The sequence below is a fragment of the Bradyrhizobium sp. CCGB12 genome, from assembly GCF_024199845.1.
GTDB lineage: Bacteria > Pseudomonadota > Alphaproteobacteria > Rhizobiales > Xanthobacteraceae > Bradyrhizobium.
Map to the genome: position 1 here is coordinate 2,285,206 of NZ_JANADO010000001.1, position 20,165 is coordinate 2,305,370.

At 62.8% G+C, this 20,165-nt stretch carries 17 protein-coding genes, 2 tRNA genes and 1 pseudogene; 16 read left to right on the forward strand and 4 right to left on the reverse strand.

The window, feature by feature from the left end:
• Nucleotides 1-28: 28 nt before the first annotated feature.
• From NLM27_RS11030 to NLM27_RS11050, 5 genes are all read left to right on the forward strand, one after another.
• Nucleotides 29-802: a gamma-glutamyl-gamma-aminobutyrate hydrolase family protein gene (locus NLM27_RS11030; RefSeq protein ID WP_254143326.1), complete on the forward strand. Its 774-nt coding sequence runs from the start codon at nucleotides 29-31 to the stop codon at nucleotides 800-802.
• A 106-nt stretch (nucleotides 803-908) separates the two neighbouring features.
• Nucleotides 909-1,874, forward strand: coding sequence for an integrase core domain-containing protein (locus NLM27_RS11035; protein WP_254142329.1), 966 nt, complete (start codon nucleotides 909-911; stop codon nucleotides 1,872-1,874).
• Between the two features lie 524 nt (nucleotides 1,875-2,398).
• On the forward strand, nucleotides 2,399-3,781 hold the full coding sequence (locus NLM27_RS11040; protein WP_254143327.1) for a nodulation protein NfeD: 1,383 nt from the start codon (nucleotides 2,399-2,401) through the stop codon (nucleotides 3,779-3,781).
• Nucleotides 3,778-4,539 (forward strand): slipin family protein, encoded by a 762-nt coding sequence (locus tag NLM27_RS11045; RefSeq protein ID WP_254143328.1) that lies wholly within the window; start codon nucleotides 3,778-3,780, stop codon nucleotides 4,537-4,539. The genes NLM27_RS11040 and NLM27_RS11045 overlap by 4 nt, the downstream gene beginning before the upstream one ends.
• A gap of 81 nt (nucleotides 4,540-4,620) precedes the next feature.
• Nucleotides 4,621-5,757, forward strand: coding sequence for an asparaginase (locus tag NLM27_RS11050; protein WP_254143329.1), 1,137 nt, complete (start codon nucleotides 4,621-4,623; stop codon nucleotides 5,755-5,757).
• A 197-nt stretch (nucleotides 5,758-5,954) separates the two neighbouring features.
• On the opposite strand, the gene glnA is transcribed toward NLM27_RS11050, so the two are convergent.
• Complete coding sequence (gene glnA / locus NLM27_RS11055; RefSeq protein WP_254143330.1) at nucleotides 5,955-7,364, reverse strand: type I glutamate--ammonia ligase; 1,410 nt, start codon at nucleotides 7,362-7,364, stop codon at nucleotides 5,955-5,957.
• Between the two features lie 152 nt (nucleotides 7,365-7,516).
• On the reverse strand, nucleotides 7,517-7,855 hold the full coding sequence (locus NLM27_RS11060) for a P-II family nitrogen regulator (protein WP_008547883.1): 339 nt from the start codon (nucleotides 7,853-7,855) through the stop codon (nucleotides 7,517-7,519).
• Nucleotides 7,856-8,236: 381 nt separating this feature from the next.
• On the opposite strand from NLM27_RS11060, the gene NLM27_RS11065 reads away from it, so the two are divergent.
• Both NLM27_RS11065 and NLM27_RS11070 read left to right on the forward strand, forming a co-directional pair.
• A complete protein-coding gene (locus tag NLM27_RS11065; RefSeq protein WP_254143331.1) occupies nucleotides 8,237-9,736 on the forward strand; it encodes an NAD(P)H-hydrate dehydratase in 1,500 nt (499 codons plus the stop codon).
• Nucleotides 9,736-10,173, forward strand: a complete 438-nt coding sequence (locus NLM27_RS11070) for a GNAT family N-acetyltransferase (protein ID WP_254143332.1) — start codon at nucleotides 9,736-9,738, stop codon at nucleotides 10,171-10,173. Before NLM27_RS11065 ends, NLM27_RS11070 begins: the two co-directional genes overlap by 1 nt.
• A 4-nt stretch (nucleotides 10,174-10,177) precedes the next feature.
• On the opposite strand, the gene NLM27_RS11075 is transcribed toward NLM27_RS11070, so the two are convergent.
• A complete protein-coding gene (locus NLM27_RS11075) occupies nucleotides 10,178-11,494 on the reverse strand; it encodes a multicopper oxidase family protein (RefSeq protein ID WP_254143333.1) in 1,317 nt (438 codons plus the stop codon).
• 154 nt (nucleotides 11,495-11,648) lie between these two features.
• Here NLM27_RS11075 and NLM27_RS11080 point away from each other — a divergent pair.
• The 3 genes from NLM27_RS11080 (at nucleotide 11,649) to NLM27_RS11090 (ending at nucleotide 14,185) form a co-directional block, all read left to right on the forward strand.
• Nucleotides 11,649-11,733 (forward strand) — tRNA-Leu (locus NLM27_RS11080).
• A 174-nt stretch (nucleotides 11,734-11,907) separates the two neighbouring features.
• Nucleotides 11,908-13,269 carry a trigger factor gene (gene tig / locus NLM27_RS11085; RefSeq protein ID WP_254143334.1) on the forward strand — a complete coding sequence of 454 codons (1,362 nt, stop codon included), beginning with the start codon at nucleotides 11,908-11,910 and terminating at the stop codon, nucleotides 13,267-13,269.
• 280 nt (nucleotides 13,270-13,549) lie between these two features.
• Nucleotides 13,550-14,185 (forward strand): ATP-dependent Clp protease proteolytic subunit, encoded by a 636-nt coding sequence (locus tag NLM27_RS11090; RefSeq protein WP_254143335.1) that lies wholly within the window; start codon nucleotides 13,550-13,552, stop codon nucleotides 14,183-14,185.
• A 62-nt stretch (nucleotides 14,186-14,247) separates the two neighbouring features.
• Here NLM27_RS11090 and NLM27_RS11095 read toward each other — a convergent pair whose 3' ends face one another.
• Nucleotides 14,248-14,454, reverse strand: a complete 207-nt coding sequence (locus NLM27_RS11095) for a hypothetical protein (RefSeq protein ID WP_254143336.1) — start codon at nucleotides 14,452-14,454, stop codon at nucleotides 14,248-14,250.
• A 179-nt stretch (nucleotides 14,455-14,633) separates the two neighbouring features.
• On the opposite strand from NLM27_RS11095, the gene clpX reads away from it, so the two are divergent.
• The 6 genes and pseudogenes from clpX to NLM27_RS11125 all read left to right on the forward strand — a co-directional run.
• A complete protein-coding gene (clpX, locus tag NLM27_RS11100; protein ID WP_008547851.1) occupies nucleotides 14,634-15,905 on the forward strand; it encodes an ATP-dependent Clp protease ATP-binding subunit ClpX in 1,272 nt (423 codons plus the stop codon).
• Between the two features lie 323 nt (nucleotides 15,906-16,228).
• Nucleotides 16,229-18,652, forward strand: coding sequence for an endopeptidase La (gene lon / locus NLM27_RS11105; protein WP_254143337.1), 2,424 nt, complete (start codon nucleotides 16,229-16,231; stop codon nucleotides 18,650-18,652).
• 71 nt (nucleotides 18,653-18,723) lie between these two features.
• Nucleotides 18,724-19,128 (forward strand): GFA family protein, encoded by a 405-nt coding sequence (locus NLM27_RS11110; RefSeq protein ID WP_254143338.1) that lies wholly within the window; start codon nucleotides 18,724-18,726, stop codon nucleotides 19,126-19,128.
• Between the two features lie 63 nt (nucleotides 19,129-19,191).
• Nucleotides 19,192-19,268, forward strand: a tRNA-Val gene (locus NLM27_RS11115).
• Nucleotides 19,269-19,502: 234 nt separating this feature from the next.
• Complete coding sequence (locus NLM27_RS11120) at nucleotides 19,503-19,694, forward strand: hypothetical protein (protein WP_254143339.1); 192 nt, start codon at nucleotides 19,503-19,505, stop codon at nucleotides 19,692-19,694.
• A 184-nt stretch (nucleotides 19,695-19,878) separates the two neighbouring features.
• Nucleotides 19,879-20,107, forward strand: a pseudogene (locus tag NLM27_RS11125) (SAM-dependent methyltransferase); the annotation flags it as partial.
• Nucleotides 20,108-20,165: the final 58 nt, after the last annotated feature.

A 20,165-nucleotide genomic window follows, 5' to 3' on the forward strand; every position in this document is an offset into this window, starting at 1 on the left:
CTTCTTACGCGGGAGGTCGGAACGGGAGATGAGAAAGCCGGTCGTCGGCGTGATCGGGAACGCCCATCGCGTCGAAAATCGATTTCAGGTCCAGATGGTCGGCGAGCGAAACTTGCGCGCCGTAGCCGAGGTCTGCGGCGGCTTGCCGGTGATGTTCGCGGGCTCGCCCGACATTACCGATATCGCGGCGCTGCTCGATACCGTCGACGGCGTCATCCTCACCGGCGCTCGGGCCAACGTGCACCCGACCCGTTTCAACGTCGATCCCTGCGAGAAGCACGAACCCTACGACATCCACCGCGACGAGGTCGCGCTGGCGCTTTCGCTTGCCTGCGTTGCCCGCGGCATCCCGTTGTTCGGCATCTGCCGGGGCCTCCAGGAAATGAACGTCGCCTTTGGCGGTTCGCTGCATCCCGAGATCCGCGAAATCCCCGGCCGCATGAACCACCGCATGCCCAGGCTCGAGAACGGCGAGATCCATCCCGATCCGACCGTGGTGTTCGCCGACCGCCATGACGTCGACCTCACGCCCGGCGGGGCGTTCGCGCAGTTGCTCGGCTGCGAGAAGATCAGGGTCAACTCGCTGCATGGTCAGGGTATCCTGGAGCCCGGCCGACGCGTGCTGATCGAGGGCATTGCCGAGGACGGCACCATCGAGGCGATCCGCATCGCGGAAGCGCGAACCTTCGCGCTCGGCGTGCAATGGCACGCCGAATACGACCCGCAGCGCAATCCCATCAACCGCAAGCTGTTCGAGGCCTTCGGCGAGGCGCTGGTGGCGCGGCAGAAGGCGGCGGCGTAGGCGGTCGGGCGCGGAGGAGGGTGTCGGGCACGCTCTCACCACGTCGTCATTGCTGTGCAAGTTCACTAATTCGCTGATCGAATCCGTTCCCAGCGTGGAGGATCCGATGCGCGACAACAGCTTCGACCGGACGATTGAGCGGAATTATCTTCAGAAGTGGCGGTTCCTGATCGCCGAGTATGAGGAGGTGAAGGCCGGGCGGTCGGCGACGTTCCGCCGGGTGGGAGACTTCTACAAGCACCACGGCACCTGCTCGCAGACCTTCCGGAAGTACTACAACCGCTACCTGCGGAGCGGCGCGGAGGCTGACCTGTTGCCGCAACGCCGCGGACCGAAGTGGCGCGAGCGCCGCGAGCCGCAAGGCATCGAGGCGGAGATCGTTGCTTGCCGAACGCGCGGCATGAACCGGTACGAGGTCCACGCTGCCTTGCGCGAACGGCGAGATACGGTACCGTCGCTCTCGACCATCTACCGGGTCTTCAAACGCAATCAGCTCAACCGCCGCACCCCGACGATGCGCGAGGAGAAACGTCGTATTATCAAGGACAAGATCGGCGAGCTCGGCCATGTCGACCTGCACCAGCTGTCCCGCGACATGTTCCTGGCGCCCCCCTCAAGCCCCGCCTTTATCGTCAGCCTGGTCGACAGTTGCTCGCGCCTGGCCTGGGCCGAGGTGCTGACTTCAAAAAAGGCCCTGCCGGTCATGTTTAAGACCTTGAAGATGATCAACACGCTCAACGTCACCTATGGGATCCAGTTTGCCGAGATCCTGTCCGACAACGGCGCGGAGTTCGCATCCCGCAACACGCCTGAAGAGCATCCCTTCGAGGCCATGCTGATCGAGCTCGGCATCAAGCATCGCTACACCAGACCCTACCGGCCGCAGACCAACGGCAAGGTCGAACGCTTCTGGCGAACCCTGGACGACGACGTCATCGAAGGCGCAACCTTCGATAACCTAGACCACTTCGCCAACGAGCTGTTCGAGTACGTGATCTACTACAATAACTTCAGGCCCCATCAGGCCCTCGGCGGCAAGACACCGAAGGAATTTGCCGAGGCCCAGACCTAAACCATTCGATCAGCGAATTAGTGAACTTGCACAATTGCGAGCGCAGCGAAGCAATCCAGAATCCCGCCGCGGAAAGACTCTGGATTGCTTCGCTGTGCTCGCAATGACGAATTTGGGTAACGCATCGCTCTTTCAATTGTCTTTCCAGATAGCAGACGCGCGTTCGCGCTCCCACGTGCGTTCGCCTGAGCCTTGCTTCGTTCACGCGCCAGGCATTCGGACGAATAAACCAATCAGTAGGAATTGGTCCGAGCCGATTTTTGCGGCTCTGATTTGTTCTTTGAGAACGAAGTGGAGTCAGATGTAGAACGAAAGCTGACGGCGCCCGAATGCGGTTGAATCGTCTGGCGCCAGCCTCAAACGGCTCGCTCCGTCCGCCGCGTGTGAGAGGCGATGGGCAGCGCAAGAGCTCTGCCCACCCTGTCGGCGCAATTTGCATTGCGTCGCACAATCGCAGCGTTGGTCTCAGGCTGCATTGAGGTTCGACAGACGCACACCATATGCTCTGCAAGGGAGCCCGTGCCGTGCAGACCATGAAGGCGGCCCTTGTTGCGGCGATTGGCGTCGTGGCTTTGATCTGCTGTCTCCTTCCCGGCTCAGCGGATGAGAGGAGCCGTGTTGCTCTGATCATTTCGATCGACGGGGCCGTCGGTCCTGCGGCGGCCAGCTACGTGAAGGAGGCCTTGGCCAAGGCGAGCGAACAGCGTGCCGAGGTCGTGGTTCTCAGAATGAACACGCCGGGCGGTCTCAATTCCAGCATGCGCGAGATCATTGCGGATGTGCTCGCCTCGCCCATCCCTGTCGTCGGTTACGTCGCTCCTTCCGGCGCCCACGCGGCGAGCGCGGGGACCTATATCCTTTATGCGACCCACATCGCGGCGATGGCGCCAGGCACCAATATTGGTGCCGCGACGCCGGTGCAGATTGGCGGGCCGCTGCCGGGGCTGCCGAGCGGGACACCGGACAAGGACGGCAAGGACAAGAGCGATCAGCCGAAGGATGCAATGACGGCAAAGGCGACCAACGATGCGGTTGCTTTCATCCGCAGCCTTGCGGAGCTGCGCAGCCGCAATGCGGACTGGGCGGAGAAGGCGGTCCGTGAGGCTGCCACGCTCTCTGCCAACGGCGCGCTACAGGCTCATGCCATCGATCTTGTCGCGCGCGATCAGGCTGAATTGCTGAGGCAGCTCGATGGCCGCATGGTGGAGGTTGCAGACGGCAAGACGCAACGACTGGCGACAAGGGATGCTGTCGTCGAAGCCATCGAGCCCGGATGGATATCCCGCTTCCTTGCGGTCATCACTGACCCGAACGTCGCGTTCATTCTCCTGATGATCGGCATCTATGGCCTGATCTTCGAGTTCATGTCTCCGGGTGCCGTCGCCCCCGGCGTCGTCGGCGCGATCTGCCTCCTGATCGGCCTCTATGCACTCAATTTGCTGCCGATCAATTATGCCGGCCTCGCCTTGATGTTGATGGGACTCGTGCTTCTCACCGTCGAAGCATTCAACCCAACCGTGGTGATCGGTCTGGGAGGGATCGTCGCTTTCGTGCTGGGAGCACTGATGCTTTTCAGGGGCGAGGCGCCCGGTTATCACCTCTCGTGGTGGGTGATCGGCATCACAGCGGCGGCGTTCGCCGGCCTTGCTCTCTTCGTGCTTGGTTCGCTGCGGCGCGTCGGCAGTGCTCCTGCACTGGTCGGCGTGCAGGCCATGCAAGGCTTGCCCGCCGAGATTCTCGACTGGAATGGGAACGAAGGTCATGTCTTCACCCATGGTGAGCGCTGGCAGGCGCGCGGCGCTGAAACCTTCAAGCCCGGAGAGACGGTCGAAGTCGCTGACGTCATCGACCTGACGCTGCTGATACGGCGCGCACCAGCCCGAACGGGCGAGGGAGGTACATCATGATGCTGGAATATATGACGTATGCGGCGCTTGCGCTGCTTGTCATCATGTTTCTGTCCCAGGCTATCCGAATCCTGCGTGAATACGAGCGAGGCGTCATCTTTACGCTTGGCCGGTTCACCGGCGTGAAGGGCCCGGGCCTCATCCTCCTCGTTCCGATCGTGCAGCAACTCGTCAAGGTCGATCTGCGGGTGATGGTGCAGGTCGTGCCGCCGCAGGACGTGATTTCGCGGGACAACGTGTCCGTCAAGGTCAATGCCGTCCTCTACTTCCGCATCGTCGATCCCGAGCGCGCCATCATCAAGGTCGGCGACTACATGGCCGCGACCAGCCAGCTCGCCCAGACCACGCTACGGTCAGTGCTGGGCAAGCACGAGCTCGACGAGATGCTTGCAGAGCGCGACAGGTTGAACGCGGATATCCAGGAGATCCTCGACAAGCAGACTGACGTCTGGGGCATCAAGGTCACCGGCATAGAGATCAAGGACGTCGATATCAACGAAACCATGGTTCGCGCGATTGCCAAACAGGCCGAGGCGGAGCGCTTGCGGCGGGCCAAGGTGATCAATGCGATGGGCGAGCAGCAGGCTGCCGAAAAGCTCGTCGAGGCCGGCCGAATTCTTGCGCAGGAGCCTCAGGCCATGCAGCTTCGTTATTTCGCGGCTCTGCACGACATCGCGGGCGAACGTTCTTCGACCGTCGTGTTTCCACTGCCGACGGGCTTGCTCGACCATTTCATGCCGCGGCGTGACAACCCGTAGCCACAAGCGGCAGGATGACCCATCTTCGGCCTCAATGGGCGTATCGAATGTCGATCCCTACTTAAACGGGAGGACAATTCGATGACGACGCCTACCGCCAGTGCCGCCGGTCGCCGCCAAAGCTGGATTTCAATGCTTACCATTCCCCTGTTCGCCCTTACACTTTGGGCTTGCGGGGGCGTAGCCGTGCAGGCCGCAGAACCGGGCAAGGACGCGCCGGCCGCCGGCCTGCCCCGCATCCTCGTGCTGGCGACGGGTGGTACCATCGCCGGCCAGGCCGACCCGCGCGCGACGGGCGCCTACAAATCCGCCCAGATCACGGGCGAGCAGCTGATGCAGTCGGTGCCGGGCCTTGACAAGGTCGCAAAGCTGAACGCCGAGCAGATTTCGTCGATCGGGTCGCAGGACATGAACGACAAGGTCTGGTTTGCGCTGGCCCGTCGCATCCAGGAGGCCTTCGACAAGAACGAAGCCGATGGCATCATCATCACCCACGGCACCGATACGCTCGAGGAGACCGCGTTCTTTCTCGACAACGTGGTGCGCGGCGACAAGCCGGTGGTGATCGTCGGCTCGATGCGCCCGGCCACGGCCGTGAGCGCGGACGGCCCCGGCAATCTCTATGAAGCGGTGCAGGTGGCCGCCGATCCCCGCTCGCGCGGGCGAGGCGTGATGGCCGTGCTGAACGACAAGATCCAAGGCGCCCGCTCGGTCACCAAGACCAACACCACAAGCATTGAGACGTTCAGCTCGCCCAATGACGGGCCGATCGGCTATGTCGACACCGCCGGCGGCATCCGGTTCATGACCCAGGCCGCCGGCTTCAAGCGCGCGACCTATCAGCTGCCTGCCGGCGAGCAATTGCCGCGCGTCGCGATCGTCTACTCGCACGCCAACATGGATGCCGTTCCGATCGAGGACGCCATTTCGCACGGCGCCAAGGGCATCGTGCTGGCCGGCGTCGGCGACGGCAACACGTCGAAGGCGGCGCTCGATGCGCTCGAAGCGGCGGCGAAGAAGGGCATCATTGTCGTCCGGTCCACGCGCGTGAGGTCCGGCTTCGTCACCCGGAACGTCGAGGTCGATGACGACAAGAACGGGTTCGTCGTGTCCGAGGACCTCAATCCCCAGAAGGCGCGCGTTCTCACCCAATTGCTGATCGCGAGCGGCGTGACGGCGCCGGCCGAACTGCAGAAGGCTTTTACGGCGACGTGGTGATGAGGAAGTCGTTTGGTAGGGTGGGTTAGCCGAAGGCGTAACCCACCACTGTTCATATTCGGAGAGACAGAAGAGGTGGGTTACGCCGTGCAAATGCGCTTCGCGCATCTGCATGGCTAACCCACCCTACAATCCCCCAAAGCGAAAAGGCGCCCCTTTCGGAGCGCCTTTTGCTTGTCTCGTCCTGTTCGAGCGACTTAGCCCGAATAGTACATCTCGAACTCGACCGGGTGCGGGGTCATCTCGAAGCGCTCGACCTCGGTCATCTTCAGTTCGATATAGCTGTCGATGAAGTCGTCGTCGAACACGCCGCCGGCCTTGAGGAAGGCGCGGTCCTTGTCGAGGTTTTCGAGCGCCTCGCGGAGCGAGCCGCACACCGTCGGGATCTGCTTCAGCTCTTCCTTCGGCAGATCGTAGAGATCCTTGTCCATCGCCGGACCCGGATCGATCTTGTTCTTGATGCCGTCGAGGCCGGCCATCAGCATCGCGGCGAAGCCGAGATAGGGATTGGCCATCGGATCGGGGAAGCGCACCTCGACACGCTTGGCCTTCGGCGACGCGGTGTAGGGGATGCGGCAGGAGGCCGAGCGGTTGCGCGCGGAGTAGGCGAGCAGCACGGGCGCCTCATAGCCCGGCACCAGACGCTTGTAGGAGTTGGTCGAGGGGTTGGTGAAGGCGTTGATCGCCTTGGCGTGCTTGATGATGCCGCCGATGTAATGGAGGCAGGTCTCCGACAGGTCGGCGTATTTGTTGCCGGCGAACACCGGCTTGCCGTCCTTCCAGATCGACTGGTGCACGTGCATGCCCGAGCCGTTGTCGCCGTAGATCGGCTTCGGCATGAAGGTGGCGGTCTTGCCGTAGATATGCGCGACCTGGTGGATGCAGTACTTGTAGATCTGCATGTGGTCGGCCATCAGCGTCAGCGTGTCGAACTTCATGCCGAGCTCGTGCTGGGCAGAAGCGACTTCGTGGTGGTGCTTCTCGACCTTGACGCCCATCTTGGCCATGGCGCCGAGCATTTCCGAGCGCATGTCCTGCACGGAGTCCTGCGGCGGCACCGGGAAGTAGCCGCCCTTGGTTCGGATGCGGTGGCCGAGATTGCCGCCCTCATATTCGGTGTCGGAGTTGGTCGGCAGCTCCGAGGAATCGAGCCGGAAACCGGTGTTGTAGGGGGTAGCGGAGAAGCGCACGTCGTCGAACACGAAGAACTCGGCCTCGGGGCCGACAAACACGCTATCGCCAACGCCCATCGACTTCACCATGGCCTCGGCCTTCTTGGCGATGCCACGGGGGTCGCGGTTGTAGGGCTCGCCGGTGGTCGGCTCGAGCACGTCGCAGGTGATGACCATCGTGGTCTCGGCGAAGAACGGATCGATCGTCGCGGTCACCGGATCGGGCATCAGACACATGTCGGACTCGTTGATCGCCTTCCATCCGGCGATCGAGGAACCGTCGAACATCGTCCCTTCGGCGAAAATGTCCTCATCGATCATGCTGACGTCGAACGTGACGTGCTGCCACTTGCCGCGCGGATCGGTGAAGCGCAGGTCGACGTATTTGACGTCGTTGTCCTTGATCGATTTCAGGACGTCTTTGGCGGTCTTCATGCATACCCCTTTTGGCTCTGCGGGTCGGTTTCCAGATGAGCAAAATTATTCTCGCTTTGGGCGAGTTTTGCGCGACCGCACAAACGAAATCAGGCCGCCGAAGCAGCCTTATTTCTTGTCAGAGTGTCGCAAAATGCGGGATAGCACCCGGCTCAGATAGCGTCCAGCCCGGATTCGCCGGTTCGGATGCGGATCGCTTCTTCGACGTTGGAGACGAAGATCTTGCCGTCGCCGATGCGTCCGGTCTGCGCGGCGCGGCGGATCGCGTCGATGGCGCGCTCGACCAGATCGTCGCCAATCACGATCTCGATCTTCACCTTGGGCAGGAAGTCGACGATGTATTCTGCGCCGCGGTAAAGTTCGGCGTGCCCCTTCTGCCGGCCAAAGCCCTTGGCCTCGGTGACGGTGATGCCCTGAAGGCCGACTTCCTGAAGCGCTTCCTTCACCTCGTCGAGCTTGAATGGCTTGATGATGGCTTCGATTTTCTTCACTGCGCGCCTCCCGGCCGTTCGATCAAATAGCAACGTCTTCGTCAGGATGCGCTTTCCTTAACGCATGATCTTGTCTTCGCTATACCGGGGATGCCTGACCAGCCCGGCGGCGGCCGGCCACACCCTGATAAATGCCAGTGAGCACGACGAACCGAAGCGGCTTCCTCGAAAGCAGGGTCTATGCCAAGTTGCAAATGCCCTGATTATAGGAGCGTTATCAGCCTTTTAACGAGCATCTCTGATAGGTGGTGCCGACCAACACAAAATACCGAAGACTACGAAATAGGCAAACGGTTCAATATGTGTGCAGATCGATGTTCCTCAGGGGTGGATCGGCACGGAATGTGCCCGTTGTAAAGGCGTTCGGACCAGGGAAGTGGCATGGAAGTTCTGACCAACGCGGAAATGCAGCGGGCCGACCAGCTCAGCATTGCGGCCGGCACGCCCGGTTTCAAGCTGATGCTGAGCGCGGGCCAGGCGGTCGCCGAGGCCGCCAATGCGCTGGTGGAGGAGGGGCCGATCCTGATCGTGGCCGGCCCCGGCAACAATGGCGGCGACGGTTTCGTCGCAGCCGCCGAGCTCGCCGCCCAGGGCCGCGAGGTCTCGGTGATCCTGATGTGCGAGCGCGACCAGCTCCAGGGAGATGCCGCCTCGGCCGCGCGCGGCTGGAAGCATCCGGTGCTGCCGTTCAATCCGCAGGCGATCGGAAGACCTGTGCTGATCATCGATGCGCTGTTCGGCGCGGGCCTCAGCCGTCCCGTCGACGACGAGGCGCGCGCAATGATCGAGGCGATCAACGCCAACGGCGCGCCGGTGCTGGCCATCGACCTGCCGAGTGGAATCAACGGCACCAGCGCGGCCGTGATGGGCGTTGCGGTGAATGCCGGCGAGACCGTCACCTTCTTCCGCAAGAAGCCGGCGCATCTCTTGCTGCCAGGCCGCATGCATTGCGGCCGCGTGCGCGTCGCCGATATCGGCATCGACGCCGGCGTGCTGGACGAGATCGCCCCACAGACCTTCGAGAACGATCCGGATTTTTGGGGCGCCGCCTTTCCGGTGCCGCGCATCGACGGCCACAAATTCGCGCGAGGCCACGTGCTGGCGGTCTCCGGTGACGCGGCCGCGACGGGAGCTGCGCGACTCGCCGCGCGCGGGGCGCTGCGCTCCGGCGCGGGCCTTGTGACGCTGGCGAGCCCGCGCGATGCGCTCGCGATCAACGCGGGTGCGCTGACCGCGGTCATGGTCCGCCCGGTCGATACCGCGGTCGAGTTCGGCGAGCTGCTCGGCGACAAGCGCTATAATACCTGCATCATCGGCCCCGGCGCGGGCGTTGGCGAGCGCACCTGTGACATGGTCCACACCGCACTGACGGCGCAGCGCCACCTGGTGCTGGATGCGGACGCGCTGACGAGCTTTGCCGCAAATCCCGAGCGGCTGTTCGAATCGATCAAATCCTCGCAGGACAATGCGGTGGTGCTGACGCCGCACGAGGGCGAGTTTCCGCGCCTTTTCTCCGACCTCAGCAACAAGAATCCGCACCGCTCGAAGCTCGAGCGCGTGCGTGCCGCCGCCGAGCGTTGCGGCGCCGTCGTGCTGCTGAAGGGCCCGGATACCACCATCGCCGCCCCCGACGGCCGCGCCACCATCGCCGCCAACGCGCCGCCCTGGCTGGCGACAGCCGGCGCCGGTGACGTGCTCGCCGGCATCATCGCAGGGCTTCTGGCACAGGGCGTGCCGGCCTTCGAAGCCGCCGGCATCGGCGTGTGGATGCATGGCGAGGCGGCAAGCGAAGCGGGCCCCGGGCTGATCGCGGAGGATCTCACCGAGACACTGCCGGCCGTGCATCGGCGAATCTACGATGTCCTCGGGGTGGAGTTTTAGTGCTCAGGCAGCTCGCGCTCACTGACATGGGCGCGGCCGCGCAGGTCCATCGGATTGCGTTCGACCGGGCGATGCCGTGGCTCGTTGGGTTGCATACGCCGGACGAGGACCGCTGGTTCTACCGCGAGCGTGTCTTTCTGACGTGCCGCGTGTGGGGACACTTCGAGGCCGAAGTGTTGAGTGGGATCATCGCGTTCCGTGAGGGCTGGATCGAGCAGCTTTATGTGCTTCCCACAGCGCAGGGGCGCGGCGTCGGCACCGGACTTCTCGACGTCGCCAAAGGGGCCTGCGACCGGCTTGAGCTCTGGACTTTCCAGCGCAACGCGCGGGCGCGGCGCTTCTATGAAGCGCAGGACTTCGCACAGGTCGAGCAGACCGACGGCGCGCGGAACGAAGAGAAAGAGCCCGACATTCGCTACCTCTGGACGCGCCAATAGGCGCTCACTCCACGCCATACCACCGCACCAGCCGCGGCGCGGCCCAGTCGATTGCGACGGATTCGATCAGCCATCGTCCGGGTGAGGTCGCCGCGAACGCGATGCGCTGGGTCTGGCCGGGCTCGATCGCGAGCGTGTCGAGCCAGTAGGGCTTCCAGCCGTCGTCGAGCTTGTCGAGCAGGCGGAAGTGGTGGCCGTGCAGGTGGAAGATCGTGGTGACGGGGGCAGGGTTCTTCAGGGCCAGCACGACAGTGCGGCCGGCCTTGGCGCGAAAGGCGGGGGCGGATGCGGTGGAGAAACTTGCCGGCCGTATCCAACCGGCGTCGGCCGCGCCGAGCGCGACATCGAACCGCAGGGCGCCTTTCAGATCGAGCTTCTCGGGAAGGTCGTTCGAAGGGAGCGGCTGTGGTTCAAATAGGGGAGCGCGCCGCTCCCGATAGCCAGATATTGCGAGCTTGCCGATCTGGCGCGCTTCCTTCCCATCATGAAGCAGGAATGGGGCCGATGTGGCCGTATCTACAATGGCGTCGGCGCGTGCGCCGGGGGCCAGCACCAAGGCGCCATTGCGCGCCGGAAACGGTTCCGCCGGCTGCCCGTCCAGGGCCATCACGCGGACGTCGTGGTTTTCCAATTTAATCGCCAGAACAGAACGTTGGGAGCCGTTGATAAAGCGCAGCCGCAGCCGTTCATTGGCTGCGGCTGAGAGTTCGAATGAAGTCCGCCCGTTCATCGTATAGAGCGCTGTCGTGTCCTTCGGGTCTCGACCCGGAGGAATCGCGCTGCCGTCTGGCCGCAGGTGCCATTCCTCGATCAATAGAACCTCGTCACGATCGACGGCAACCGGGCTTGCTTCCCGGGCGATGATCGGCAGCGGGCGCGCAGGCGCCTTCAGGCCATCCTCGAACAGACGAAAGTCGGCCAGCAGGGTTCCTGCGTTAGATATTGAAATAATTGATGTTTCAGTCGCGTCCGGTGCAGTCGGCGCGCGCCCCCGCAGCGGATCGGCCGCGGCCGGACCGTTCAGGCCGTACCAGACTGGGGCAAGCGGGACAGGCAGGTCGTTGCGAAAGACCACCTGACAGCGGTCCCCGCGCTTGAGACGAACGTCCCCAATGTGGCTTACGGCAGCCAGCTCCCAGATTGGTGTAGGCGGCTGACCCGGCCTCAAAACCAACGTGGTTGGCCTTGCCTGGAGAGCGAGCTGGGCAGTCACGAGCGGGCCGGCGCCACCGCCGACCACCCCCGTGGCGCAGGCGCCAAGTCCGGTCAAAAGTCCGGCCAAAACCTCGCGTCGGCTCGGGTCGAGAATCCACGCTGTCATGGCCCGATCCGGACCACGCCGCGCTGGATAAGTCCAGCCGCAGTGCCTACTTGAAGCCTGCCTCCATCGGGCCATTTTTTTGCTGCGAACAGTCAGGCACATGCTATAAGCCCGGCCGCCCGCGGCATCGCGGCCGGTCTTGATGCAAATTCACGCGGGCGTGGCGGAACTGGTAGACGCGCTGGATTTAGGTTCCAGTGACGAAAGTTGTGGGGGTTCGAGTCCCTCCGCCCGCACCAAGCGCTTATCGCGTTTGCACGGATTACGAGACCTGCTTCCTCGTGGATGTTTGTCCGCCTGGAGCCGGTCCGAATGAGCCACCGGCGTTGAGGCGTTTGCCTCGCGCCGGATCGATTAATGACAGCGTCCCGACGCATGCGCGCCGGGGCCGAACGAGAAGAAGATTGGACGCCATGCAGGTCACAGAAACCCTCGCGGAAGGTTTGAAGCACGAGTTCAAGATCAGCGTTCCCGCGTCTGATCTCGACGCCAAGGCCGGTGCCAAGCTCGTCGACCTCAAGGATAAGGTTCGCATCAACGGCTTCCGCCCCGGCAAGGTGCCGGTCGCTCATCTGAAGAAGGTCTATGGCCGTTCGGTGATGGCCGAGACCATCGACCAGACCATCCGCGACACCAACACGCAGCTGTTCTCCGAGCGCGGCTTCCGCCTCGCGACCGAGCCGAAGATCACCATGCCGAGCGAGCAGGCCGAGGTCGAGGAGCTGCTCTCGGGCAAAACCGATCTGACCTACACGGTCGCGATCGAAGTGGTGCCGTCGATTGCGCTCGCCGACTTCAAGACCTTCCAGGTCGACAAGCCGGTCGCCGAGGTCACCGACGCCGACGTCGACGAGGCGATCAAGCGCATCGCTGATTCCAACCGCGCCTTTGCCGACAAGGGCGAGGGCGCCAAGGCCGACTCGGGCGATCGCGTCACCATCAACTTCAAAGGCAGCATCAACGGCGAAGTGTTCGAGGGTGGCACCGGCGAGGGCATCCAGGTCGCCATCGGCTCCAACACCTTCATCCCCGGCTTCGAGGAGCAGCTGATCGGCATCGGCGCCAATGAGACGCGCACGCTGAAAGTCTCGTTCCCGAAGAACTACATGAACGACAAGCTCGCCGGCCAGCCGGCCGAGTTCGAGACCACCGCGACGCTGATCGAGGCGCCACAGGATCTCGCGATCGACGACGAATTCGCCAAGACGCTGGGCCTTGAATCGCTCGACAAGCTGAAGGAGGCCGCACGCGAGCGGCTGACCGCCGAGTTCGCGACCGCGACGCGCCAGCGTGTCAAGCGCGCGCTGCTCGATCGTCTCGACGAGGCGCACCGCTTCGAGGCGCCCCCGTCGCTCGTCGACGAGGAGTTCAATCTGATGTGGAACTCGGTCAAGGCCGAGATGGACTCCGCCGGCAAGACCTTCGCCGACGAGGACACCACCGAGGACAAGGCGAAGGAAGAGTACCGCAAGATCGCTGACCGCCGCGTGCGGCTCGGCCTCGTGCTCTCCGAGATCGGCGAGAAGAACAAGATCACCGTGACCGACGACGAGGTCGGCCGCGCCGTGATCGAGCGTGCCCGCCAGATGCCCGGCCGCGAGAAGGAAGTCTGGGACTACTATCGCAGCAACGCCCAGGCGCTGGCCCAGCTTCGTGCACCGATCTATGAGGACAAGGTCGTCGACTTCATCCTCGAACTCGCCAACGTGACCGAGACGAAGGTTTCGCGTGAGGACCTCTACAAGGACGACGAGGCGGAAAAGAGCGCTGCCTGAAGGCTTTGAGACAGTCTTGTATTAAGGATGATCAGCGAAGGGGCCCAGCTAGCCAGATGGCCGGCTGGGCCTCTTTGTGCGAATCAGCTTCAACTGCCCGATGGATTAAGCCTTAATGCGCTCCGCACTTGTCAGGCGCGAATTGGGCTATATCTGTCGGTACGCCTTCTACCTCTACCAAGTTCCTGCATCACAGGACGTCCATCCGCCCTTCCGGCAAATCCAGCCAAACTGGCAGCCAGGCCCGGCGGTGTCCGTCTCCGAAAACCCTAGGTGACTCATGCGCGATCCGGTTGAAACCTACATGAACCTCGTGCCCATGGTGGTCGAGCAGACCAACCGTGGCGAGCGCGCCTACGATATTTTCTCGCGCCTCCTGAAGGAGCGCATCATCTTCGTGACGGGTCCGGTCGAGGACGGCATGTCGACGCTGATCGTCGCGCAGTTGCTGTTCCTCGAGGCGGAAAATCCGAAGAAGGAAATCTCGATGTACATCAACTCGCCGGGTGGCGTGGTGACGTCGGGCCTAGCGATCTACGACACCATGCAGTTCATCCGCCCGCCGGTGCACACGCTATGCACGGGGCAGGCCGCCTCGATGGGCTCGCTGCTGCTCTGCGCCGGCGAGAAGGATAACCGCTTCTCGCTGCCGAATGCGCGCATCATGGTGCACCAGCCCTCCGGCGGCTTCCAGGGGCAGGCGACCGACATCATGCTGCACGCGCAGGAAATCCTGAACCTGAAGAAGCGGCTCAACGAGATTTACGTGAAGCACACAGGCCAGACCTACAAGACGATCGAGGACGCGCTGGAACGCGACAAGTTCCTGACGGCCAACGACGCCAAGGAGTTCGGCCTGATCGACAAGGTCCTCGACAAGCGCGCCGAGGAGCCGGCGCTGACGAAGGTCCCGTAGCACTACTGGGGCGTAACGGCGATCCCTCGGGATCGCCGCTTACCGTCAGGGCGATGTTCACGTTAGGTGCGCGTGGCGCATCGCAAAAACTCGGTTTTGCGCCCTGCGACAGGCAGAAAGTTCCGCTTTCGTGCTTGTTTTTCGTGGCAATCCAGCAACGCCGGGGTGATTTCGATCACTTCGCCCGTGCCAAGACCGGAAATCACGGTATTGTCACGGGTAGCCGGCGACCCCCGATTAGCGAATTCTTGATAGTCGGGTGACAGCATGGTTGGCTACGACTGATCGGCTATGATCGCGGGAGAATCGAGTGACCGTGATTCGCACGGGATGTAACGCGTAGGGTCTTTATTGGTACGGAATTTGCTCTATTTGAGCTTCATACCGACCATCGTGTCGGAATGGAGCGATCGAGCGGAACGGGATCGAACCGCGGACGGAGACATGAATGAGTAAGGTCGGCACGAGCGACTCCAAGAACACGCTATATTGCTCGTTCTGCGGCAAGAGCCAGCACGAAGTCCGCAAACTGATCGCGGGTCCCACGGTCTTCATTTGCGACGAGTGCGTCGAGCTCTGCATGGACATCATCCGCGAGGAGAACAAATCCTCGCTGGTCAAGTCGCGCGACGGCATTCCGACGCCGAAGGAAATCTGCAAGGTCCTGGACGACTACGTGATCGGCCAGAGTCATGCGAAGAAGGTCCTGTCGGTCGCGGTGCACAATCACTACAAGCGCCTCAACCACCAGACCAAGCACAACGACGTCGAGCTCGCGAAGTCGAACATCCTGCTGATCGGTCCGACCGGCTCGGGCAAGACGCTGCTCGCGCAGACGCTCGCCCGCATCCTGGACGTGCCGTTCACGATGGCGGACGCGACGACGCTGACGGAAGCCGGCTATGTCGGCGAGGACGTCGAGAACATCATCCTGAAGCTGCTTCAGGCCGCCGACTACAACGTTGAGCGCGCCCAGCGCGGCATCGTCTACATCGACGAAATCGACAAGATCAGCCGCAAGTCCGACAATCCCTCGATCACGCGCGACGTGTCGGGTGAGGGCGTGCAGCAGGCGCTGCTCAAGATCATGGAAGGCACCGTGGCTTCGGTCCCGCCGCAGGGCGGCCGCAAGCATCCGCAGCAGGAATTCCTGCAAGTGGATACCACCAATATCCTGTTCATCTGCGGCGGCGCCTTCGCCGGCCTCGAGAAGATCATCTCGGCGCGCGGGCGGTCGACCTCGATCGGCTTCGGTGCCCAGGTGCTTGCGCCGGAGGATCGCCGTACCGGCGAGATCTTCCGTCACGTCGAGCCGGAGGACCTCCTGAAGTACGGCCTCATCCCCGAGTTCGTCGGCCGTCTGCCCGTCGTGGCGACGCTCGAGGACCTGGACGAGACCTCGCTGAAGAAGATCTTGACCGAGCCGAAGAACGCGCTGGTGAAACAGTACCAGCGGCTGTTCGAGATGGAGAACATCGAGCTGACCTTCGCCGACGAGGCGCTTGGCGCGGTCGCCCGCAAGGCGATCGAGCGCAAGACCGGCGCGCGCGGCCTGCGTTCGATCCTCGAAGCGATCCTGCTCGAGACCATGTTCGATCTGCCCGGCCTGGAAGGTGTGGAAGAGGTCGTGATTTCGCGAGAAGTCGTGGAAGGCACGGCGCGTCCGCTCTACATCTACGCCGATCGGTCCGATCGCGCCGTCGAGAACGCCAGCGCCTGATCTTTCGGCGCTGGAACGCTCCAATTGTCTCGTCAAGTTGGGCTGCGGATGTGTATCTCCGCAGCCGGTGTTGCGTCGCTTACCTGCGTGCGTAAGCGCCTGATGGCGCGCGTTTTTCGATGACTTGACACCCCCCGGGTCGATAGCCACCTAATGTCGACGGCGAGCGAAAATTCTCTTCAAGATTCGCCTCAGTTCCGATCCGGCAAGCCGGTCCAACTCGCAAAAGGACCGACCGGTTTTGCGGATCACCTCGGCACCTTGTGGCGGTTGCGCATGATCTGCGGGCTGCGTGCAAGGGGGCAAAGCAAAAGGAAAAGGCCATGACTAATCCCAAACCCCGGCCAACCATCGTCCATGGCGAAACGCACGCTTACCCCGTGTTGCCGTTGCGCGATATCGTCGTCTTCCCGCACATGATCGTGCCGCTCTTCGTCGGCCGCGAGAAGTCGATCCGCGCGCTCGAAGAGGTGATGAAGAACGATGCGCTGATCATGCTCGCGACGCAGAAGAACGCGTCCGACGATGATCCGGCGCCCGATTCCATTTACGAGACCGGCACGCTCGCCAGCGTGCTCCAGCTCTTGAAGCTTCCCGACGGCACCGTGAAGGTGTTGGTCGAAGGGCTCGAGCGTGCGCGCGTGCAGAAATACACCGATCGCGCCGATTACTATGAAGCGACTGCCGTCGCGCTCGCCGACACCGATGCGAAGTCGGTCGAGGCGGAAGCGCTGGCGCGCTCGGTTGTGTCCGACTTCGAGAGCTATGTGAAGCTCAACAAGAAGATTTCGGCCGAGGTCGTCGGCGTCGTGCAGGCGATCACCGATTTCGCCAAGCTCGCCGACACCGTTGCCTCGCATCTCGCCGTCAAGATCGCGGATCGGCAAGGAATCCTGGAGACGCTGTCCGTCACCACACGCCTGGAGAAGGTGCTGGGCCTGATGGAGAGCGAGATCTCGGTGCTTCAGGTCGAGAAGCGCATCCGCTCGCGCGTCAAGCGCCAGATGGAGAAGACCCAGCGCGAGTATTATCTCAACGAGCAGATGAAGGCGATCCAGAAGGAACTCGGCGACGACGACGGTCGCGACGAGCTCGCCGATCTCGAAGAGAAGATCGCCAAGACCAAGCTCTCCAAGGAAGCGCGCGAGAAGGCGCAGCATGAATTGAAGAAGCTGCGCCAGATGTCGCCGATGTCCGCGGAAGCGACCGTCGTGCGCAACTATCTGGACTGGCTGCTGTCGATCCCGTGGAACAAGAAGTCCAAGGTGAAGAAGGACCTGGAAGCGGCACAAGCCATCCTGGACTCCGATCACTACGGACTCGAGAAGGTCAAGGAGCGCATCGTCGAGTATCTCGCGGTGCAGTCGCGCGCCAACAAGCTGACCGGGCCGATTCTGTGCCTCGTCGGGCCTCCCGGCGTCGGCAAGACCTCGCTCGGCAAGTCGATCGCAAAGGCGACGGGCCGCGAATTCGTGCGCGTCTCGCTCGGCGGCGTGCGCGACGAGGCCGAGATCCGCGGTCACCGCCGCACCTATATCGGCTCGATGCCCGGCAAGATCATCCAGTCGATGCGCAAGGCGAAGTCGTCCAATCCGCTGTTCCTGCTGGACGAGATCGACAAGATGGGCGCCGATTTCCGCGGTGACCCGTCCTCGGCTCTGCTCGAGGTTCTCGACCCCGAGCAGAACGCGACCTTCAACGACCACTATCTCGAGGTCGACTACGATCTGTCCAACGTGATGTTCATCACGACCGCGAATACGCTCAATATTCCGGGCCCGCTGATGGACCGCATGGAGATCATCCGGATCGCGGGCTACACCGAGAACGAGAAGGTCGAGATCGCGCGCAAGCATCTGATCCCGAACGCAGTGTCCAAGCACGGCCTGGACTCCAAGGAGTTCTCGATCGATGACGAGGCGCTGCTGCTGTTGATCCGCCGCTACACCCGCGAAGCGGGCGTGCGTAACCTGGAGCGTGAGCTCTCCACACTCGCCCGCAAGGCGGTGAAGGAGCTGATGATCTCCAAGAAGAAGTCGGTCAAGGTCACCGAGAAGACTCTGGAAGAGCTTCTGGGCGTGCCGAAGTACCGCTTCGGCGAGATCGAGAGCGAGCCGCAGGTCGGCATCGTCACCGGCCTTGCCTGGACCGATGTCGGCGGCGAGCTGCTGACCATCGAAGGCGTCATGATGCCCGGCAAGGGCAAGATGACGGTCACGGGCAATCTGCGTGATGTCATGAAGGAGTCGATCTCGGCGGCGGCGTCTTATGTCCGCTCCCGCGCGATCAACTACGGCGTCGAGCCGCCGCTGTTCGACCGGCGCGACATCCACGTGCACGTGCCGGAGGGCGCGACGCCGAAGGACGGTCCGTCTGCGGGCGTCGCCATGGCCACCGCGATCATCTCGGTCATGACCGGGATTCCGGTCCGCCATGACGTTGCGATGACCGGCGAGATCACGCTGCGCGGTCGCGTGCTGCCGATCGGCGGCCTCAAGGAGAAGCTGCTGGCTGCGGCCCGCGGCGGCATCAAGACGGTGCTGATCCCCGAGGACAACGCCAAGGATCTCACGGAGATTTCCGATGCGATCAAGGGCGGCATGGAGATCATCCCGGTCTCGCGTCTGGACGACGTCGTCGCCAAGGCGCTGGTCAAGAAGCCGGTGCCGATCGTCTGGGAAGAGGACACCAAGGTGACGGTGAAGCCTGATGGCGATGAGGCCGCCGGCGGCCTGACTGCTCACTGAGATCGCAGCTTGAAAAGATGATAAAACGGCGCCTTCGGGCGCCGTTTTTGTTTTGGGGTAGAGGACGAGCGATGCAGATCGACGGGCAATGCCATTGTGGGAAGATCACATTTGAAGCCGAAATCGACCCCGAGGCGGTCTCGGTCTGCCACTGCACCGATTGCCAGACGCTGACCGGCTCGCCGTTCCGCGTGACAGTCATCTGTTCCGCGGCCGATATCCGCCTGACCGGCGGCACCCCGAAGATCTACGGTAAGCGCGGCGACAACGGGTGGATGCGCTTCCAGCACTTCTGCACCGACTGCGGTTCCCCGCTGTTCACCAGCGGCGAGGGCGAACAGGCCGATGATTGGGGTATCCGCTGGGGCTCTATCCGCCAGCGCGACAAGCTGCGGCCGGTGAGGCAGATCTGGTGCCAGTCCGCGGCGGTGTGGATCGACGCGGTGCCGCTGCTGCCGGGGAGGCCGCAGGATTGAGGTCCACATCGTTAGGGCGGGGGTCTTGCCCCTTCGGGGCACGTAGGGCTAAAGAGGCGGCAAGGGCGGTTAGCTCAGCTGGTTAGAGCATCTCGTTTACACCGAGAGGGTCCGCGGTTCGAATCCGTGACCGCCCACCAGCCTTCATTCGCTTCGCGGGTTTCGGCTGGGCAAACCAGCTCAAACTCCATTGACGGGCAGCAAGCAAAGACTGCCGCGCCGGGGCCCAACGGGTGAAAGCGGGCTTTCGCCAGACATCGGGCGCCCAAAAAGAAACCCGTACCGGGTCCAAAATTGCCTTCCTTCCGCCATCGTTTCGGTCGCACGGCGAACCACCGTTCCAATTCCATTAAATAGCGTGGAGTATCGCCGTGATGAGTGATCTTCGCACGAAGTTGGAAAGGTACGAGGCCAAGGCCGCCCACTGCATGAAAGCGGCTCAGGAAGCGAGCGACGAAGCCGGGAAGGCCTTTTATGAGGAGCTCGCCCGCTATTATGACGAGCTGGCAACGGACTTCCGCCGCGTCCTTGCGAAGCGAACCGGAGCCTCGCTGGCAGCCGAATGAATTTGCGTAGCGCATTGGGGTAGCGCTGCTCGGCCGTCAAAGTCCTCTCATCGTCCGTTAACCCATGACGCTGTGCAACGCGGCGAGCGCGGAAACCTGTCTCGCCGACAGGTAATCCAGCCCTGGTTGACGGCGTCTTTGCGGTTCCGCATCGGGTCTTCCGACCGAGCTGCCAGAGGGGCCCATCGAACAGCCAGGCGGACGCGAAGAGAACGCCGACCAGATCACTTATTGGAATGAACATGGCGGCCAGAAATGGGCGATCGCCACGCGGCACAGGAGATCTTGCTCGGGCCGATCTCGGACGTTCTGATCGACTGCCCCAGGCCGAAGCCAGGCGAGCGTGCGCAACGTCGGCTGCGGCTCGGGCTTTTGCGTTCGCGAAGGCGGTGGCGCCCGACGGCATCGCGCTCTAGACACGAGGAGCCCTGCAACGGGCTCGCTACAAGGCAATCCTCTTTCGTCGTCATC

Excerpts from the sequence above, each read along its gene's own strand:
- NLM27_RS11030 (WP_254143326.1), top strand. The coding sequence starts at position 29 with ATGAGAAAGCCGGTCGTCGGCGTGATCGGGAACGCCCATCGCGTCGAA.
- NLM27_RS11035 (WP_254142329.1), top strand. The coding sequence starts at position 909 with ATGCGCGACAACAGCTTCGACCGGACGATTGAGCGGAATTATCTTCAG.
- NLM27_RS11045 (WP_254143328.1), top strand. The coding sequence starts at position 3,778 with ATGATGCTGGAATATATGACGTATGCGGCGCTTGCGCTGCTTGTCATC.
- NLM27_RS11050 (WP_254143329.1), top strand. The coding sequence starts at position 4,621 with ATGACGACGCCTACCGCCAGTGCCGCCGGTCGCCGCCAAAGCTGGATT.
- glnA (WP_254143330.1), bottom strand. The coding sequence starts at position 7,364 with ATGAAGACCGCCAAAGACGTCCTGAAATCGATCAAGGACAACGACGTC.
- NLM27_RS11065 (WP_254143331.1), top strand. The coding sequence starts at position 8,237 with ATGGAAGTTCTGACCAACGCGGAAATGCAGCGGGCCGACCAGCTCAGC.
- NLM27_RS11075 (WP_254143333.1), bottom strand. The coding sequence starts at position 11,494 with ATGACAGCGTGGATTCTCGACCCGAGCCGACGCGAGGTTTTGGCCGGA.
- tig (WP_254143334.1), top strand. The coding sequence starts at position 11,908 with ATGCAGGTCACAGAAACCCTCGCGGAAGGTTTGAAGCACGAGTTCAAG.
- NLM27_RS11090 (WP_254143335.1), top strand. The coding sequence starts at position 13,550 with ATGCGCGATCCGGTTGAAACCTACATGAACCTCGTGCCCATGGTGGTC.
- NLM27_RS11095 (WP_254143336.1), bottom strand. The coding sequence starts at position 14,454 with ATGCTGTCACCCGACTATCAAGAATTCGCTAATCGGGGGTCGCCGGCT.
- clpX (WP_008547851.1), top strand. The coding sequence starts at position 14,634 with ATGAGTAAGGTCGGCACGAGCGACTCCAAGAACACGCTATATTGCTCG.
- lon (WP_254143337.1), top strand. The coding sequence starts at position 16,229 with ATGACTAATCCCAAACCCCGGCCAACCATCGTCCATGGCGAAACGCAC.
- NLM27_RS11110 (WP_254143338.1), top strand. The coding sequence starts at position 18,724 with ATGCAGATCGACGGGCAATGCCATTGTGGGAAGATCACATTTGAAGCC.
- NLM27_RS11120 (WP_254143339.1), top strand. The coding sequence starts at position 19,503 with ATGAGTGATCTTCGCACGAAGTTGGAAAGGTACGAGGCCAAGGCCGCC.